At 40.8% G+C, this 17,360-nt stretch carries 17 protein-coding genes; 8 read left to right on the top strand and 9 right to left on the bottom strand.

Annotated elements, in window-relative coordinates; translation table 11 throughout:
* Window positions 1-21: 21 nt before the first annotated feature.
* From frr to rpsB, 4 genes are all read right to left on the bottom strand, one after another.
* Complete coding sequence (frr, locus tag BT797_RS10905) at window positions 22-579, bottom strand: ribosome recycling factor (RefSeq protein WP_045111821.1); 558 nt, start codon at window positions 577-579, stop codon at window positions 22-24.
* Between the two features lie 151 nt (window positions 580-730).
* Window positions 731-1,468: a UMP kinase gene (gene pyrH, locus BT797_RS10910; RefSeq protein ID WP_045111822.1), complete on the bottom strand. Its 738-nt coding sequence runs from the start codon at window positions 1,466-1,468 to the stop codon at window positions 731-733.
* Between the two features lie 77 nt (window positions 1,469-1,545).
* Complete coding sequence (gene tsf, locus BT797_RS10915; protein ID WP_045111823.1) at window positions 1,546-2,424, bottom strand: translation elongation factor Ts; 879 nt, start codon at window positions 2,422-2,424, stop codon at window positions 1,546-1,548.
* A gap of 109 nt (window positions 2,425-2,533) precedes the next feature.
* Window positions 2,534-3,262 (bottom strand): 30S ribosomal protein S2, encoded by a 729-nt coding sequence (gene rpsB / locus BT797_RS10920; RefSeq protein ID WP_045111824.1) that lies wholly within the window; start codon window positions 3,260-3,262, stop codon window positions 2,534-2,536.
* 485 nt (window positions 3,263-3,747) lie between these two features.
* Between rpsB and map the strand changes: the two genes are divergently transcribed.
* The 3 genes from map to dapD all read left to right on the top strand — a co-directional run bounded on the left by map (window position 3,748) and on the right by dapD (window position 8,474).
* Window positions 3,748-4,587 (top strand): type I methionyl aminopeptidase, encoded by an 840-nt coding sequence (gene map / locus BT797_RS10925; protein ID WP_045111825.1) that lies wholly within the window; start codon window positions 3,748-3,750, stop codon window positions 4,585-4,587.
* An 87-nt stretch (window positions 4,588-4,674) separates the two neighbouring features.
* The gene (gene glnD / locus BT797_RS10930; protein WP_075472079.1) at window positions 4,675-7,290 is read left to right on the top strand and encodes a bifunctional uridylyltransferase/uridylyl-removing protein GlnD; all 2,616 of its coding nucleotides are present in this window, start codon (window positions 4,675-4,677) and stop codon (window positions 7,288-7,290) included.
* A 152-nt stretch (window positions 7,291-7,442) separates the two neighbouring features.
* Window positions 7,443-8,474, top strand: a complete 1,032-nt coding sequence (dapD, locus tag BT797_RS10935) for a 2,3,4,5-tetrahydropyridine-2,6-dicarboxylate N-succinyltransferase (protein ID WP_075472081.1) — start codon at window positions 7,443-7,445, stop codon at window positions 8,472-8,474.
* 48 nt (window positions 8,475-8,522) lie between these two features.
* On the opposite strand, the gene BT797_RS10940 is transcribed toward dapD, so the two are convergent.
* The 4 genes from BT797_RS10940 to BT797_RS10955 form a co-directional block, all read right to left on the bottom strand.
* Window positions 8,523-10,412: a methyl-accepting chemotaxis protein gene (locus BT797_RS10940; protein ID WP_075472083.1), complete on the bottom strand. Its 1,890-nt coding sequence runs from the start codon at window positions 10,410-10,412 to the stop codon at window positions 8,523-8,525.
* A 189-nt stretch (window positions 10,413-10,601) separates the two neighbouring features.
* Entirely contained in the window at window positions 10,602-12,062 is a 1,461-nt protein-coding gene (gene ptsG / locus BT797_RS10945; protein ID WP_045111829.1) for a PTS glucose transporter subunit IIBC, read from the bottom strand.
* Between the two features lie 437 nt (window positions 12,063-12,499).
* Complete coding sequence (gene truC, locus BT797_RS10950) at window positions 12,500-13,255, bottom strand: tRNA pseudouridine(65) synthase TruC (RefSeq protein WP_045111830.1); 756 nt, start codon at window positions 13,253-13,255, stop codon at window positions 12,500-12,502.
* 26 nt (window positions 13,256-13,281) lie between these two features.
* Window positions 13,282-13,608 carry a YqcC family protein gene (locus tag BT797_RS10955; RefSeq protein ID WP_045111831.1) on the bottom strand — a complete coding sequence of 109 codons (327 nt, stop codon included), beginning with the start codon at window positions 13,606-13,608 and terminating at the stop codon, window positions 13,282-13,284.
* A 150-nt stretch (window positions 13,609-13,758) separates the two neighbouring features.
* On the opposite strand from BT797_RS10955, the gene BT797_RS10960 reads away from it, so the two are divergent.
* The 5 genes from BT797_RS10960 to BT797_RS10980 all read left to right on the top strand — a co-directional run bounded on the left by BT797_RS10960 (window position 13,759) and on the right by BT797_RS10980 (window position 16,667).
* Window positions 13,759-14,814 carry a DUF3549 family protein gene (locus BT797_RS10960; RefSeq protein ID WP_045111832.1) on the top strand — a complete coding sequence of 352 codons (1,056 nt, stop codon included), beginning with the start codon at window positions 13,759-13,761 and terminating at the stop codon, window positions 14,812-14,814.
* A gap of 51 nt (window positions 14,815-14,865) precedes the next feature.
* On the top strand, window positions 14,866-15,162 hold the full coding sequence (locus BT797_RS10965) for a DUF3301 domain-containing protein (protein WP_045111833.1): 297 nt from the start codon (window positions 14,866-14,868) through the stop codon (window positions 15,160-15,162).
* Window positions 15,163-15,222: 60 nt separating this feature from the next.
* Window positions 15,223-15,453 (top strand): DUF2789 domain-containing protein, encoded by a 231-nt coding sequence (locus tag BT797_RS10970; RefSeq protein WP_045111834.1) that lies wholly within the window; start codon window positions 15,223-15,225, stop codon window positions 15,451-15,453.
* Between the two features lie 27 nt (window positions 15,454-15,480).
* Window positions 15,481-15,810, top strand: coding sequence for a DNA-binding protein (locus BT797_RS10975; protein ID WP_075472085.1), 330 nt, complete (start codon window positions 15,481-15,483; stop codon window positions 15,808-15,810).
* A gap of 89 nt (window positions 15,811-15,899) precedes the next feature.
* Window positions 15,900-16,667, top strand: coding sequence for a Zn-ribbon-containing protein (locus BT797_RS10980; protein WP_075472087.1), 768 nt, complete (start codon window positions 15,900-15,902; stop codon window positions 16,665-16,667).
* A gap of 77 nt (window positions 16,668-16,744) precedes the next feature.
* Here BT797_RS10980 and syd read toward each other — a convergent pair whose 3' ends face one another.
* Window positions 16,745-17,314, bottom strand: a complete 570-nt coding sequence (gene syd, locus BT797_RS10985; protein ID WP_045111837.1) for a SecY-interacting protein — start codon at window positions 17,312-17,314, stop codon at window positions 16,745-16,747.
* Window positions 17,315-17,360: the final 46 nt, after the last annotated feature.

The raw sequence follows: 17,360 nt of genomic DNA on the forward strand, positions 1-17,360 counted from the left end.
GTTTTAAAGCATGTAAATAAATTACACTTCCATTAAGTCTTTTTCTTTATCTGCTAATACAGAATCAACTTGCTTAATATATGTATCAGTCAATTTTTGAATCTCATCTTGTGCACGACGATCGTCATCTTCACCAATTTCTTTTTCTTTTAGTAATGCTTTAATATCACCATTTGCATCACGACGGATGTTACGGATCGCAACACGACCTTGTTCAGCATCTCCACGTACAACTTTGATTAAGCTCTTACGACGCTCTTCAGTAAGTGCTGGTAATGGAATACGGATATTTGTACCTGCAGACTGTGGGTTAAGACCCAAATCAGACATCATGATAGCTTTTTCTACCGCTTGTACCATAGTGGCATCAAATACAGTAATGCTAAGTGTACGTGAATCTTCAGTACCAACATTACCAATTTGGTTAAGAGGTGTGTTAGCACCATAGTAAGAAACGGTAATACCGTTTAGGATACTTGGGTGTGCACGGCCAGTTCGAACTTTAGATAGTTGACCTTTCAATGCTTCGATACTTTTGCTCATACGAGTCTGAGCGTCATCTTTAATTTCGTTGATCACAACGTCTTCCTTAAATTTGTCGAGAGTGCTTAACACTGTCTTATCTATGAGAATTTACTTACTTAGTGTAAATCAATTCAATTTAGAGGTCTTGTTATAATCCCCCAAACTTTAAACTATTGTATTTATTTACTGAATTTGAGATCCAGTTTTATTTCTTTGCTGCATTTGAAATCAATGTACCTTCAGCTTCACCCATAATAACACGACGTAAAGCACCTGGCTTAGTCATATTAAATACACGCATAGGTAAATTATGGTCTCGCGCCATAGTAAATGCTGATAAATCCATTATCTTAAGTTCTTTTTCTACAACTTCACGATATTCAAGATTAGAGTAAAATTCAGCATCAGGATTTTTCACTGGATCTTCAGAGTATACACCGTCAACTTTTGTTGCTTTCAATACAATGTCAGCTTCAATTTCAATACCACGTAAACACGCAGCTGAATCAGTTGTACAGAATGGGTTACCTGTACCCGCCGAGAAAATAACGACTCGACCAGTTTTTAATAAGCTAATTGCTTCAGCCCAATTATAGCTGTCACATACGCCACGTAATTCAATTGCAGACATTAAACGAGCATTCACATAAGCACGGTGAAGTGCATCACGCATTGCTAAGCCATTCATCACAGTCGCTAACATGCCCATGTGATCGCCCACTACACGGTTCATACCCGCTTCAGCCAGACCTGCACCACGGAATAGGTTTCCGCCACCAATAACCAAACCAACTTGAACACCTAACTCAACAATTTCTTTGATTTCTTGTGCCATGCGATCCAGAACTTTAGGGTCAATACCAAAATTCTCGTCTCCCATCAGCGCTTCACCGCTAAGCTTTAATAAAATACGACGATATGCAGGTTTCGGGTTGGTAGTCATAATGAGCTCTTTATCCTAATTGTGGAAAAACCGCAGCCTGAGCCGCGGTCTGTATTAAATCTTAAGCAATAATTAAATTATGCTTTTTTAGCTGCTGCTACTGTAGCTGCAACTTCAGCGGCGAAATCATCTTCCGCTTTCTCGATACCTTCACCCACTTCGATGCGGATAAATGTTTCAACGTCTGCGCCTTCTTCTTTAAGAAGTTGACCAACAGTTTTTGAAGGTTCCATGATGAAAGCTTGACCAGTAAGGCTAACTTCACCAGTGAATTTCTTCATACGACCAACAACCATTTTCTCAGCGATTTCTTGTGGTTTGCCACTGTTCACTGCGATTTCGATTTGGATCGCTTTTTCTTTTTCAACTACAGATGCAGGAACATCTTCAGGTTTAACGAACTCAGGCTTAGCTGCTGCTACGTGCATAGCAAGTTTCTTAGCTAATTCTTCATTACCACCTTTAAGTACAGTAACAACACCGATAGTGCCGCCGTGTACGTATGCAGCCATGTTGTCACCTTTAACTACAACTGAACGACGAACATTGATGTTCTCGCCAATTTTAGCAATTAGGTTAGCACGCGCTTCTTCAACTGTTAATTCAGCGTCAAATTTAGCGGCTAGTAGTGCTTCGGCAGTGTTAAATTCACCAGCGTGAGCAACTTCAACAACTTGATTAGCAAATGCTAGGAAGCTTGCATCTTTTGCTACGAAATCTGTTTCTGAGTTGATTTCAACTAGAACAGCAACGCCGTTAGCAACTTTAGTTTTAACAACGCCTTCAGCAGCAATACGACCTGCTTTTTTAGCCGCTTTCACAGCGCCTGATTTACGCATGTTTTCGATTGCAAGTTCCATATCGCCTTCAGCTTCAACTAAAGCTTTTTTACAATCCATCATGCCTGCAGCTGTACGTTCGCGCAGTTCTTTAACCATTGCAGCAGTAATTGCCATGGGTAATTTCCTCAATTTCTTATACGAAAAAAAACAGGAGCCATACGGCTCCTGTTAACTAAATAGTGCACTTAGTTAATAAGAGCATCGATCAAATCGAAAAGCTTTATTATTTAGCTTCTTCGATGAAGTCGCTTTCAGCTTGTGCAGCGATGTCTTGATTACGGCCTTCGTTTACACTTGCAGCTACTGCGCCAGCGTAAAGTTTGATAGCACGGATCGCATCATCGTTACCAGGTACAACAAAATCAATGTTGTCTGGGTTTGAGTTAGTATCAACGATAGCTACTACTGGGATACCTAGGTTGTTAGCTTCTTTAATAGCGATGTGCTCATGGTCAGCATCGATAATGAAGATAACGTCTGGTAAACCGCCCATAGTTTTAATACCACCAAGGCTTTTTTCTAGTTTGATCATTTCACGTGTGTTCATTAGAGCTTCTTTCTTAGTAAGTTGCTCGAATGTACCGTCTTGTGATTGTGCTTCTAGAGTAGTAAGACGTTTGATTGATTGACGTACTGTTTTCCAGTTAGTCAACATACCGCCTAACCAGCGATGATCAACGTAGAACTGGTCACATGAAAGTGCAGCTTCTTTGATTGTTTCGCCAGCAGCTTTTTTAGTACCAACAAAAAGAACTTTACCTTTTTTGTCTGCAACGTTCTTGATAAAACCAAGTGCGTCGTTGAACATAGGAACAGTTTGCTCTAGGTTGATGATATGTACTTTACTACGAGCACCGAAGATGTATTGCTTCATCTTAGGGTTCCAGTAACGAGTTTGGTGACCGAAATGAACACCGGCTTGTAGCATATCGCGCATTGATACTGTAGACATTTTAAATTCCTTAAATTTGTATGGGGTTAGGCCTCCACACATCCCATTTTTTCGACCTTTATTTCTAACTAAAAGCGAGCGAAAGCAAGCAATCAACAAACAAAATAAAAGCACCCCGACAAATGTGACGATGTGTGTGTGATTTATATAAAATTTATGTGTATGAAATTTAGCAAATAACAAGTTATAGACATTTACTAAATTCATTGCGCGCTTTATATCATATTTAGATAAATAGCACAAATTTTGTAGCGGTCTTTTTTGCGGTTGTTCCAGTAAATAAATACACCGAATAACCTTTAATATAGCGGCTTACTCGGATATTTATCTGCATTAAATTAATTATTTATTTATCACTGAATACCTATAAATAGCAGACGCTTAAATAGAGACCTTAATCCCCAAAAAAAATTTAGGCTTCTTACACTCATTAGCGTTACAATAATAGCCATAAAACAAGAAACCTACATATTAAAGAGTGAAAAATGAGCGTAATCATTAAAACTGAAGATCAAATCGAAAAAATGCGCGTTGCGGGTCGATTAGCAGCACAAGTACTAGAAATGATAGAACCGTTTGTAGTTGCCGGGGTGACTACTCAGGAGTTAAATGATCGTTGCCATGAATTCACTTTAGCAAACGACGCATTATCTGCACCACTGTTCTACCCAAGTTATGATGAAAATGATGACACAGCATTTCCAAAATCGATCTGCACATCAATTAACAGTGTTGTTTGCCACGGTGTGCCAGATGACCGCCCGTTAGAAGATGGTGACATCATTAACCTTGATATTACCGTCATCAAAGATGGCTTACACGGCGATACATCAAAAATGTTTCTCGTGGGTGACGTTTCACCACGTGATAAGCAGCTATGTCGTATTGCACAAGAAGCTTTATACGAAGGTTTGCGTCAAGTCAAACCGGGTACTCGTTTAAGCCGCATTGGCGAGATCATTGAGAAAAAAATCAAGACGCACAATAAAGCAAATCCAACACGTAAATACTCAATCGTAGAAGAATACTGTGGTCACGGTATTGGAGAAAAATTCCATGAAGAACCACAAGTATTACATTACAAATCACGTTTCAATGAAAGTAATCAAAATCTAGTGCTTAAAGAAGGCATGTGCTTCACGATTGAACCTATGATCAACGCGGGTAAAAAACATAATGAAGTTGCCGATGACCATTGGACAGTCTTAACCAAAGACAATAAAAACTCTGCGCAATGGGAACATACGATTGTTGTAACCAAAGACGGTTGTGAAATTATGACATTACGTGCTGAAGAAACTATTCCGCGTATCTTAAAAAACTAAAATAGATAACGCTAATTTTATATTAGCTAATATGGGAGCAGTGCCCTGCAGCTCCCATCTCTCTATCGAACTCCAGGAAGGCGTCGCATGGATCCTACTCAATATGTCCCCGCATTACTCTTAGATGAAGAGTTAACACTTAATCATTGTAAATCACACATGCAAGAGTTTCAGGCTTGGCTTGAGCAACGTTTTTTTGATGGTGATGATATTATTGCGTTAGTATCTTGCCGCGCAGAATACATGGACCAATTACTCAATCGTCTTTGGCAAAAATTTGGGTTGGCAAAACACTCCGAGCTCGCTCTGGTTGCTGTTGGTGGGTATGGACGTGGTGAATTACACCCTAAATCAGACATTGATTTACTCATTACAACAACCTTGCCATTAACCACAGAACAAGAACAGGCAATATCAATCTTCATCACTATGTTATGGGATTTACGCTTAGAAGTTGGGCACAGTGTTCGCACCGTTGATGGATGTTTAGAGCAAGGTTTAAGTGATATTACTATTGCGACCAATTTATTAGAGTCTCGTTTGATAACAGGTTCTGAAGACACTTACGCACAGTTACAAGACATTATTGACCCTGAATTTTTTTGGCCAAGCCAAGATTTTTTCCAAGCCAAGCATGAAGAACAACTCGCTCGTCATCACCAATTCAAAGGCTCATCTTATAACTTAGAACCAGATCTGAAGAGCAGTCCCGGAGGATTACGCGATTTACAGACTATTCTATGGATTACCCGTCGTCACTTTGGTTCAAACAGTTTCTTAGAGTTAACGAATCACGGTTTTTTAACCAAAGGGGAATACCACGAGCTTGAAGATTGCCAAAATTTCTTATGGCGAGTACGCTTTGCGCTGCACCTAGGTTTAAAACGCTGTGATAACCGCCTATTATTCGACAGACAAACCACGGTTGCCGAAGCGCTAGGTTATCGTGGTGAAGGTAATCAAGCTGTCGAAACCATGATGAAACAGTTTTACCAGACTATCCGCCGCGTCACCGAGCTAAATGAAATGCTGTTGCAGTTATTTAATCAAGCGATTCTCGGACACGTGGGGATGGATGTGCGTAATATCACCGCAGACTTTCGACTGCGTGGTAGTTTAATTGATACCACCAGTACAGACCTATTTACGCGTCGTCCAAGTGCCATTATCGAATTGTTTTATCATATTGCGGATAACGAACAGATTACCGGAATTTATGCAGGCAGCATACGTGAATTACGTGACGCCAGACGTAAACTAACGACTTGGTTAGAAGATATTCCCGAGTGTCGTGAACAGTTAATGCAATTATTTAAACATCCCAATGCTTGTGGTTTAGCTATCACATTAATGCACAAACATGGGGTAATTGCCGCCTATATTCCACAGTGGAGTCGCATTCTCGGCCAAATGCAGTTTGATTTATTTCATAACTATACTGTGGATGAGCATACCCACCGTTTAGTGAAAATCATTAACTCTTACAAATGGGACAAGACCAAAGAAACCCATCCATTGTGCTGTGAGATATACCCACGTTTAGAAAAACCCGAATTATTGATCATTGCGGCTATTTTTCATGACATAGGGAAAGGCCAAAAAGGCAATCACTCTGAAATTGGGGCAATAGACGCACGCGCATTCTGCAAGAAACACGGGATCAATAAGGCCGACCGAAAAATGGTCTCCCGATTGGTCAAATACCATCTATTAATGTCGGTAACCGCACAACGTCGTGATATTCACGATCCAGAGATCATTACAGAGTTTGCCCGAACCATTGGTGATCAAGAACACCTTAATTACCTTTACTGCCTCACTGTTGCCGATATTTGTGCCACCAATGACAGTCTATGGAATAACTGGAAAGGTTCACTGCTACGTGAATTGTATTTCTTAACTCAACAAGCATTACGCCGAGGTTTAGAAAATCCACTCGATGCAAAATTCAGAATTAGAAATAATAAAGATACTGCGTTGGCCTTCTTGGAAAATAGCCGTTTTAGCACTGAACAGATCCAAGCATTGTGGACCACATTTCGTTCCGAATATTTTTTACGTAATGATCCAAACCAGATCTGTTGGCATACGACTGGCATTCTCAATCACGAAGATCCGACTCAACCACTCGTGCTAATCAGTCAAAATAGTACCCGCGGTGGTAATGAAGTGTTTATCTATGCCAAAGATAATAAGCATTTGTTCGCTTCTGCTGTATCGACATTAGGGAATAAAAACTTAAACATTCATGATGCTAAAATCACCTCAAGTCGTAATGGTTACGTACTCGATAGTTTCGTGATCTTGGATCAAACCGGTGATACCCTCGCCCCGGATCGGGTTTATGCATTGCAAGCAGCATTAGAGACGGTGTTAAAGACGGGTAACGCGCCTGTATTAAGAAAACAGCGTATCCCACGACAAATTAAACAGTTCTCAGTAAAAACCAAAGTGACGTTTTTAGCAACCAAGAAAAAACGTACCTTTGTCGAGATAATCACCTTAGATACCCCAGGGCTACTTGCTCGGATAAGTGCTATTTTGAGCTCAGAAAATATTGTCCTGCATAATGCTAAAATTTCAACTATTGGTGAACGCGCAGAAGATTTCTTCATTATTTCGGGTAATAACAATCAACCGCTATCCCCGGAACAGCAAGCGGAATTACGCCATAATTTGATTACCGAATTGGCTGATAACTAATTGCTCTGAAAATAACAATCACAATAATCTTTGAAACAACAAAGACAAATGTGATAGAACTAACGGTAACATTGTAATAAATAGAAAAAATACTCAGATCCGGCGTGGTGTATGCATATCACGCCCTTATTCTAAATGGAGATTTCTCAGCTATGGCCACTTTTTCACTCGCTTTCGGTAGTGCTACTAAAAATACTGCTGGTAAAATTATCGAAGCTTTTTTCCCTAACCCTCTGCTAAACCCAAGTGACAAACTGGTTGCCGACATTAGTGAAATAATTAATTACTCAGGTCAAAATCAAGTAATTGAAGTAACGTCTGCACAAGCAGCACAACTTGCAACGGTATTCACTGCCAATGATGATGTAGCTAATGCTAAATTTTCGACTGCGGCAGCAAACAGTAAACAGCCTCTAGTAGTCGTGATCCTTGCGACTGATGAAAAGCCAGCATCTGTTGCTGAAGGTTATTTAAAGCTACAACTAATTTCACACCGCCTAGTTAAGCCACACGGCACGGTACTTGACGGTATCTTTGGTCTATTACATAACATCGCATGGACGAACCAAGGCCCTATCGATTTACCTGAGCTTCAAGATCGTCAAATTGAAGCACGCCTTGCCGGTGAAGTGTTGACTGTTAGCTGTGTTGATAAATTCCCTAAAATGACGGATTACGTTGTACCAACAGGCGTACGAATCGCCCACACAGCGCGTGTACGTTTAGGTGCACACGTTGGTGAAGGCACTACTATCATGCACGAAGGTTTTGTTAACTTTAATGCTGGCACAGAAGGCGTGAGCATGGTTGAAGGTCGTATCTCTGCAGGGGTTATGGTTGGTAACGGTTCTGATATCGGTGGCGGAGCGTCTATCATGGGTACATTAAGTGGCGGTGGTCAATTAGTTATTTCTATGGGTGACAATTGCTTACTTGGCGCAAACGCGGGTTTAGGTATCCCACTAGGTAACCGCTGTACAATTGAATCAGGCTTATACATTACAGCGGGTTCTAAAGTACAAATGCTAGATGCAAGTAACCAAGCTGTTGAAGTAGTTAAAGCACGTGATTTAGCCGGTAAAGATGACTTGTTATTCCGTCGTAATTCAATCACAGGTACGATTGAATGTTTAACTAACAAATCAGCGGTTGAACTAAACGCAGAGCTACACTCAAACAACTAATAGCTGACTTACCCGGCATTAGCCGGGTTTTATTTGAACGAATCAATCTCATGCTTCCACGATAAATGTGGATACTCTGCCATTCAATTCACTCGCCTGATTATTAAGCTGTTGTGATTGCAACAAGTTTTGGTTAGCGCCCAACACAAGAATATCTGTCACATCTTTAATTGACACGATATTCTGTGATATTTCCCCAGTAACTTGAGTTTGCTCTTCAGCAGCGGTTGCAATCTGGGTAGCCATATCACTAATCAACACAACAGACTGATTAATTTCTTCTAATGCATTAGCGGCCTGATCGGCATCTTCTACAGAACAAATCGCCAATTTCGAGCTACTATCCATAAGACCAACCGCTTTGGCAGTCGTTAATTGTAAAGTTTCAATCGTTGCTTTAATTTCCTCTGTAGATGAATGTGTTCGCTGTGATAGAACCCGAACTTCATCCGCCACAACAGCAAAACCACGCCCCTGTTCACCAGCTCTAGCCGCTTCAATTGCCGCATTCAATGCCAATAGATTAGTTTGTTGTGCGATACCCTGAATTGTAGCAAGTATGGTTGATATTTCCTGTGCATGCTGATTTAAATCACCAATCACTTTAGACGCACCAGAAACTTCACTGGCTAAATTATTGATCGAATTTTTTGAGTTTAGTACTAGCTGACGACCTTCGTTGGTACTGCCTGTAGAATCTTGTGCCGCCCTTGCAGTCTGTTCTGCATGCGAAGCAATTTCTAGCGTTGCAGAGGCCATTTCAGTCACCGCAGTTGCCACCATATCAATCTCTTGCTGCTGATGATTAAGTTCTCTCACCGATTGGTTTGCTTGTCGTTCGCTCTCTATGGATTCAGTTGTCAACGTTTCCGATTGAGTACGAATATGTTGAATTAATTGCTGCTGGCTACTCACAAACAAATTAAAGCTATTGGCTAAATTTCCCACTTCATCGTTAGCCTGGACCTCAATGCGCTGAGTAAGATCGCCTCCACCTTCTGCAATCAAAGCTAGCGCATCTGATACTCTAAGTAGAGGTTGAAATAAGATATTACACAAGAAATTGAATAAAAAAGTACAAATAACAACAACAAGTATTGTTGCGATAACTTGATTCCAAATCGCAGAATAAAGTGGCGCTACCGATGAATTGTAATCAACGACTATAATAATGAACAGGTCACTATTTGTAATTGGCGCGGCATAAACAATATTTTCTTTGCCATTCACCATAATTTTTTCAACATGGGGGACACGTATAATCTGTTGGATAGCAGCGAAATCTAGACCTAATGAGGATATTTTTTTATTTAATAAACTGATGTCCTGATGGGCAAAAATGGCACCTTGATTATTACTAATAAGCATATACCCATCGCCAGGTAATACAACTTGCTCCATGTTTTGTAAAATATCATTAATTTCAACATCAGCGCCAATAACGACTGACTGACCTTGTAGTTGCTGTAAATACCCTAAAGAGACAACATTTGCTCCAGTTGCCGCCGCAACTGTTGGATTATCCATAAACACTTTTGAAGGCGTCGCTTTGGCATTAATGTACCAACCCCATTTTCTCGGGTCATCATTACCTGTCGGCAGCGTAACACCGTTTGCGTTCTTTTGGCTACCATCGGGAAACGCTGCGAATACATTGTCAAACCCACCTGACACTGCCATTTGTTGTAAATGTTTCTCAAGCGATTCCGGTGCTATAGCATTAGATAATGAGCTTAAAATTGTCCCCTTAGATTCAATCCAGTCAGCTACATATTGATTATATGATGTAAAAGATCCTTTCAATCGCTCTTCTATTTCGACATCTAAACGTTGCATAGAGGACCAAAAAGAAACAGCAGCAACCAGTATGCCTCCTAATATGATCGCAAGACTTGCTGATAATGCTAATTTGTTTTTTAGTGACATATACTTAAACATAAAATACCTCTGAATAGATCGCAGATTATGCCCAATTAATTCTCAGTACGGGTTATTTATGTAACGTTCCAGAATGATGAAATATGGGTTATCAGCGCTATACTTAAATTCGAGTAAAAAAAATGGCATCGTTAAAATGCCATTCTTGCTTTAAGCAGCCTGAAACAGGCTGTCTGTCTATTTATTCAGTTATAGCGTGTTGATATAGTCTTCCATATCTGTACGTAGATTATCAGACTTAGTACCGAAGATGGCTTGGATACCTGAGCCTACAACAACGACAGCACGAGCACCTAACGCTTTCAGTTTATCTTGATCAACGTCATCAATAGAATTAACGCTGATACGTAAACGAGTGATACATGCATCTAAGTTAGTGATATTGTCTTTACCACCGAATGCCGCAACTAATTCAGCCGCCATTGCATCCGTAGATACTGGCGCAGCAGCTGCTTCTTCAGTTTCATCTTCACGACCCGGTGTTTTAAGATCTAACATCTTAATCACTACGCGGAATACAGTGTAGTAAATCGCAGCGTAAACAAGACCAACAACAGGTAACCACCAGCCATTTGTTGATTGACTGAATAACACAGTGAAATCAATGAAACCGTGTGAGAAAGTCGTACCATGTTTAATGCCAAGTAAAATCATTACAACGAAAGCAGAACCCGCTAATAAAGCATGGATAACATACAGTACAGGTGCAACGAATAGGAATGCGAACTCAATTGGTTCTGTGATACCAGTTAAGAATGAAGTCAGTGCAGCAGATGCCATGATGCCCATTACTTTAGCTCGGTTTTCAGGCTTCGCTGAGTGAGCTATCGCGATTGCTGCAGCAGGTAGACCAAACATTTTAAACATATAACCACCAGCCATGTTACCGGCAGTTGGGTCACCAGCTACATAACGTGAGATTTCACCCGTAAACCACTCGCCATTAGCGGCTGTACAAAGTGTTTCTGTCGCAGCTGCGATAGCAGTTCCATCAACCGATTTACAGTATGTGCCAGCTTCAAAGAAGAAAGGTACATTCCAAATATGGTGTAAACCAAATGGAATTAAAGCACGTTCAACAACGCCGTAAATACCAAATGCCATAGCTGGGTTTTGGTAAGCAGCCCAATCAGAGAATGCAGAGATTGCACCGCCAACTGGAGGCCAAACAACCGACAGGATTAGACCTAGAACGATAGCAGCAAAACCCGTAATGATTGGTACAGCACGTTTACCCGCGAAGAAACCTAAATATTCAGGTAATCGAATTGTGTAGAAGCGGTTAAATACCCAACCAGCTAAACCACCGACAAGAATACCACCAAGTACACCAGTATCGATGCTTTCAACACCCATCACGCCAGCCATAACACCTAGCGTTGCAGTCATAATACCGTAACCAACGATTGCGGCTAAACCAGCTACACCATCATTTTTAGTAAAACCAAGTGCAACACCAATCGCAAAGAGTAATGCCATTTGGCCGAATACAGAACCACCAGCTTGTTCCATGATGCTAGATAATACGTCTGGCATCCAACTAAACTTAGCAGCACCAACACCTAATAAAATACCTGCGACCGGTAATACCGATACAGGTAACATTAATGACTTACCTACTTTCTGTAGATTTGCAAACGCGTTACTCATCTCTCACTCCTAAGTGAACAAACTAAATAGTACTGCAACAGTTAACTGATACAGTTTGAATTTGTTGAGGATGCATGGTTAGCCTCCTTTGTTGCGTTAACTATAGCTTGCCAAAAACAATAGTCATAACAATTACCGGATCGGCTGTTTAGATTTGAATAGCCACTCACAATGGTACAAAACGGTACAATTGAGCGTACTTTTTAATGACTGCGTCAGTACATAAGCAACCAAGATGATTACATAGACGATTTTTGCTTTAGGAAATGCGTTACAAAGCTGATATTTAGCCTATAACGCAGGAAAAGTATGGGTATTGGCATATTAGTGAAAATTAATAAAATAAAAAACAACCGATAATAATATCAGCTTTACAGACAAACTTACGTAACAAAGTGTAACCTAAGTTTGTCTGTACGTTAACAATCGAAAAAGCGCTATTTTGCTGCCGCTTGCGGTAAATAATCACCTTCTTGTGCTGGCCAACCAAATTGCTCGAATAACCCTAATACTTCGTCACCAACAGCGGCTTCAATATGCACTGGTTTCGCTGTTACCGGATGGGTAAAAGATAATGATTTTGCAATAAGTAACAGGCGTGATAATTCAAAGTGTTCGCGATAAAACACATTATGACGGCCATCGCCATGACTTGTATCGCCTACAATAGGGTGGAATAGATGCTTCATGTGACGACGTAATTGGTGTTTACGGCCTGTTTGTGGTTCAAGTTCCATTAAACAATAGCGACTCGTCGGGTGGTTTTTACTTACCGCATACGGAATTTCCACCTGATGCAAAGGTTTATAATGCGTTACCGCCTCTTGTGCTTCTTTATCTTGCGTTGCTTGTTTATCCGCAATCTTATCGAGTTCTACTTTCAGGGCATAATCTAATGTCCCCGCTTCATTAATCCAACCACGCACCACAGCAAGATAACGTTTAGTTAACGCATGAGCCTGAAATATCTCGCTCATCAGTCTTGCTACTTCGCTTGATAATGCAAATAACAATACACCTGATGTGGGTCTATCTAAACGATGTACAGTATAAACATGCTGACCAATCTGATCTCGTACCATTTGCATGGCAAACTGAGTTTCATGACTGTCTAACCAACTGCGATGGACTAACAAACCTGCAGGCTTATCAATCGCGACCAAGTATTCATCTTGATATAAAATATCTAACATTATGCTCATTACCTAACTAGCTTTATTTAGCTATTTTTATTTAACAACTGATCAAACGATAAGATCAGGGCTAACAACTCTCGTGTATCCGCAGGTACTGCTTTAAAAGCTTCTTCCGCCATAGGGTGGATAGCCATTTTATTTGGTAATGGCATTTGCATCACCACTAGCTGTTTCATCTTCACTAAAAAGATAAACTGTAACCAATCTGTAAAAGGCATGGTATCAACACAAAATGGCGTTGTACTCGCGAAGGCTTCCGCACTTGGTGTAACATCATGCCACAATGCAGTGTTTTTCAATTCAACTTCAATCGCCACTAATAACTGCTGGGCCTGCAGATAGATCGTCATAATATTATCTCATGAAACAAATTTAGCGACATTATACGCCAGCAGCGAGCAGATACAAAAGCGCATCGTAATCTCAATTCGCATCTTGATAGGGTTTGCGTATAATACACTAATACTTAGGTTCCACTTTTAACTCGGACACATTAGATCATGGCAAATACGCATACCCTCAATACGCTATCGGAATTTCTGTTACAAGCAAAAACTCAGTTTCGAGTGTATGATATGGGTCGTAAAATCAGTAAAATTTCTACCGACGATTTTATGCAATTTGAATCTGCACAGCTAGCTTATCCAGCGCCACTGCAACGCCATGCTCAATTTGCAATTACCTTTTGGAACAAAAATGAGAATAATCAGCACTACATCTGGTTTCTTAAGTTCCCACTTGATGAGCAAGGTCTACTTATCCAAGGTACACGCAATGCCTTCCTAAACATGGTTGTTGAATCGCTTGGTCTGATGTTAGAAAAAACCCCGAGTGAAGAAGAACAAGAACACCTAGCCACTAACCCATACGTATTCAAACCAAGCACAGATAAAGTGGCGATGTTAAACGCGGTCATCAATCGTGATTTTATTCGCCCAGAAAGTAAATACTACTCAACTGCCCACCGCTATTTTGCCAATAAGCTTGGTTTTGACCAATGGCAAGAAGTCGGTGTACAGGGTATTTGTGATATCGCCACACGTTTAAACCGCGATAATAATGCTGAACACCTTGCAGCTGCATTACCAAAACTGCCAACTGAACCTTTATATTCACTTTGTCTGGCGCTGGAACATGAAGCTTTACCAACAATCGTAAGTGAAGGCTTAGCGCAGTTAATAAGCCAAGAAGTGGCACAAGAGAAACCCGATGATGTACGTTTATCTATGTTGATACGTGCATTATCAAGCGCTCCAGCACAAGGTCTACGTACCGCACTCTACCCTGCGTTATTTAAGCATAACGATATTAGCCAAACGATTGTCGCGTTAGCGGGTCGTTGCTGGCACGACTTTAATGACGACGTACGGTTATTGGCATTCTTTGAAGCAGCGGTACAACAGCAACAAGGCGAAGAACTGTTCATTTATCTCTTTTCAGATCTCGTTGCAATACCAAATCTACGTAGCAAGGTATTAGCCATGCTGCGTAACCCTGAGCGTAGTAATACGCTTGGTAGTGCTATCGGATTGTTGTTTCGTCAAAAACGCAGCTAATCACCTGAACAATACCAAATAAGACAGTCACAATTACGGAGTGAATTGAATATGGGAAGTTTGTTAGCCATTTTTGTTGGGTTTATCGGGGTAGTAATCTTTATACACCTGCGTAAACAAGCAGAACAAGCCAATGCATTGATTAAACAGTATTGTGAGCAACAGCAATTACAGTGGTTAGCAACAGCACAAGCGGGTATTTCTTGGTTCCCACATAAGGGAAGCTTATTCCGTTATAAGTTTAATTTTGACTTTAGCAGCAACGGCGAAAATGCGTATCAAGGAACATTGATCATGGCAGGGCCAAGGGTTTTACACTTTGTCGTCCCCCCTTATGCAATAGATTAACCGTGATAAACTAACGCTGTTGCTCATCTCTGGCTATACTGAAAAAAACACAGGAGCCAGATGATGTTTTTAGCCACACAAACCTTAGAACTATTATTTGCGCAACTCGGCTTAGAAAATGATGAGTTAAGCATGAAACGTTTTATCCATCAGCATAAAATCCAAACGGGTGTATTATTATTTGAAGCACCATTTTGGAACGATTCGCAAGCAATGTTTCTCAAAGAAGCCATTTACGAAGATGCAGACTGGGCCGAAGTTATCGATCACTTTGATACTATGCTACGTTAATAATCTGAATATGGAAGAAGGAATACCATGAGCCTACAACACATTGTCGATGCCGCAAACCAGCTTGCTCTCGAAGGAAAGAAGCCCTCAATGGCACTGGTTAAATCACGACTAATACAACCAGCAAACATGCGCGATATTATTGAAACGCTAAAAACATGGCGCTTTGATCCGAATGCAGTCGTCCCACCAAAAAATACGCCAGTATCTACGAGTATAGATGTAGCAGATTCAACCGCAGCGCTGATTGCAACCGCTATTGCATCGGTGCGCGAAGAGATTGCACCGCTACGCCAGGAAGTGAGCGAACTAAAAGCTGAAATAGTCGCGTTAAAAAAAGCCCTATTAACACAATAACGCAATTACACGAACTACACGCGACTGACGATTGTTATTTAAGTAAAAATAAATAAAACAATGTCAGTAGCCGTCATTGAGAGAATACTTTGTTTACTGCAGAACTCACTTTTGAATGTTACCAAGACACCACTATTGATGCTGTCGATAGTGCGATTACCCAGCTGATTGACGCCTTACGCTACAACGGCCAAATACTCGGCCGCGAGTTCCCAACCAGTATGGATGATGGCGTCTTTACCACCCGTGTCGTCTGTCCTGAAGAAGAAAGTCTACACCCGAGATATCATTCCAGCATTGTTGAAAAACGCTTACAAGCCTTAAATCAAGCAGGTTTACTCGCCCCTAAGATTCGCCTGACAGGCATGGATTTACATTCAGATAATACCGACCCTTGTCGGCAGCCCGAATGGCAAGTATTATATACCCATTATCTCAGTACTTGCTCACCTTTACGTTGCGGAGAACATCTAGCCCCTATCCCGCTGTATAAATTACCTACACCAGCGATAGGCGATCACCAAGCGTTGCTACGTTGGCAAATCGATTGGAATTCAACAGATGAATTACAAATGCACGGCACCACATTAAAGCAAGTCTGTAGTGAAGCCTTGACGGATATGAAGAGTCCATTAAATAATACAGGCTGGCAACTCGCTAAAGATATTGAGCAACAAACTAATATCCCAACCTATTATTATCTTTATCATTTAGCGGATACAGCAGAGCAAAAAGAGCAAGCACAAACGCGTCCTTGCCCAAGCTGTGACGGTGAATGGCAATTGGAAGTTCCATTACACGGTATCTTTGATTTTAAATGTGAGCCTTGCCGTTTATTATCCAATTTACCTTGGTAGTAACTAACAAAACATAAGATTGCCAAGAAACAGCGCGAGTTAATACTTGCGCTGTTTAATAAAAATGAAACAGCGGTTTACTGTTCGAATAAGACTGGTGTTAATTGACCAATAAACGTCGCTAGGTCTGGCGCTAATACTTCAGAAATGCCTTTCCCCAGCACTTCACGCACTACTTCACCACTGACGTTATCTAGTGCAATGATCTGCATGTCATCCACGCAACTAGCAATAAATAACGTAGGCGACTGTTTTAGTGTTTTCTTCATCATTAAATGTGCAATCGTATTTTCTTGTAAACGCTCAAAGTCATCTGGACTCCATACCTGTACCAATTCAATGACTTCATCATTAAAACTTGCAGGCATATGGTCACTGAAATAAGCACCAAAAAAATCGGCTATCTGCGGATCAAGCTCAATGCTTAACGCCGACTCAATATTACTAAATGATGTTATCTCATCACGTTTTACTGGCAACCAAGCTTTATTACCCGCAAGCAGTTGGGGATGATTTGAATCCACAATAAAGCACGGCGAATCCCACTCGGGATCAAACGCCTGTTGTGGTAAATAATCTTGTGTTTGCCAAAGTTGTTCACAGCGCGCATAAAAAGAAATCAATGCATCGGTTACAGCTGCAGTCATTATATTCCCCATAAAAATGATTAAATCTGCTATAGCATATCACTAC

The organism is Moritella viscosa, from assembly GCF_900120065.1.
GTDB classification, from domain to species: Bacteria; Pseudomonadota; Gammaproteobacteria; order Enterobacterales; family Moritellaceae; genus Moritella; species Moritella viscosa.

Excerpts from the sequence above, each read along its gene's own strand:
- pyrH (WP_045111822.1), bottom strand. The coding sequence starts at position 1,468 with ATGACTACCAACCCGAAACCTGCATATCGTCGTATTTTATTAAAGCTT.
- tsf (WP_045111823.1), bottom strand. The coding sequence starts at position 2,424 with ATGGCAATTACTGCTGCAATGGTTAAAGAACTGCGCGAACGTACAGCT.
- rpsB (WP_045111824.1), bottom strand. The coding sequence starts at position 3,262 with ATGTCTACAGTATCAATGCGCGATATGCTACAAGCCGGTGTTCATTTC.
- map (WP_045111825.1), top strand. The coding sequence starts at position 3,748 with ATGAGCGTAATCATTAAAACTGAAGATCAAATCGAAAAAATGCGCGTT.
- glnD (WP_075472079.1), top strand. The coding sequence starts at position 4,675 with ATGGATCCTACTCAATATGTCCCCGCATTACTCTTAGATGAAGAGTTA.
- dapD (WP_075472081.1), top strand. The coding sequence starts at position 7,443 with ATGGCCACTTTTTCACTCGCTTTCGGTAGTGCTACTAAAAATACTGCT.
- BT797_RS10940 (WP_075472083.1), bottom strand. The coding sequence starts at position 10,412 with ATGTTTAAGTATATGTCACTAAAAAACAAATTAGCATTATCAGCAAGT.
- ptsG (WP_045111829.1), bottom strand. The coding sequence starts at position 12,062 with ATGAGTAACGCGTTTGCAAATCTACAGAAAGTAGGTAAGTCATTAATG.
- truC (WP_045111830.1), bottom strand. The coding sequence starts at position 13,255 with ATGTTAGATATTTTATATCAAGATGAATACTTGGTCGCGATTGATAAG.
- BT797_RS10955 (WP_045111831.1), bottom strand. The coding sequence starts at position 13,608 with ATGACGATCTATCTGCAGGCCCAGCAGTTATTAGTGGCGATTGAAGTT.
- BT797_RS10960 (WP_045111832.1), top strand. The coding sequence starts at position 13,759 with ATGGCAAATACGCATACCCTCAATACGCTATCGGAATTTCTGTTACAA.
- BT797_RS10965 (WP_045111833.1), top strand. The coding sequence starts at position 14,866 with ATGGGAAGTTTGTTAGCCATTTTTGTTGGGTTTATCGGGGTAGTAATC.
- BT797_RS10970 (WP_045111834.1), top strand. The coding sequence starts at position 15,223 with ATGATGTTTTTAGCCACACAAACCTTAGAACTATTATTTGCGCAACTC.
- BT797_RS10975 (WP_075472085.1), top strand. The coding sequence starts at position 15,481 with ATGAGCCTACAACACATTGTCGATGCCGCAAACCAGCTTGCTCTCGAA.
- syd (WP_045111837.1), bottom strand. The coding sequence starts at position 17,314 with ATGACTGCAGCTGTAACCGATGCATTGATTTCTTTTTATGCGCGCTGT.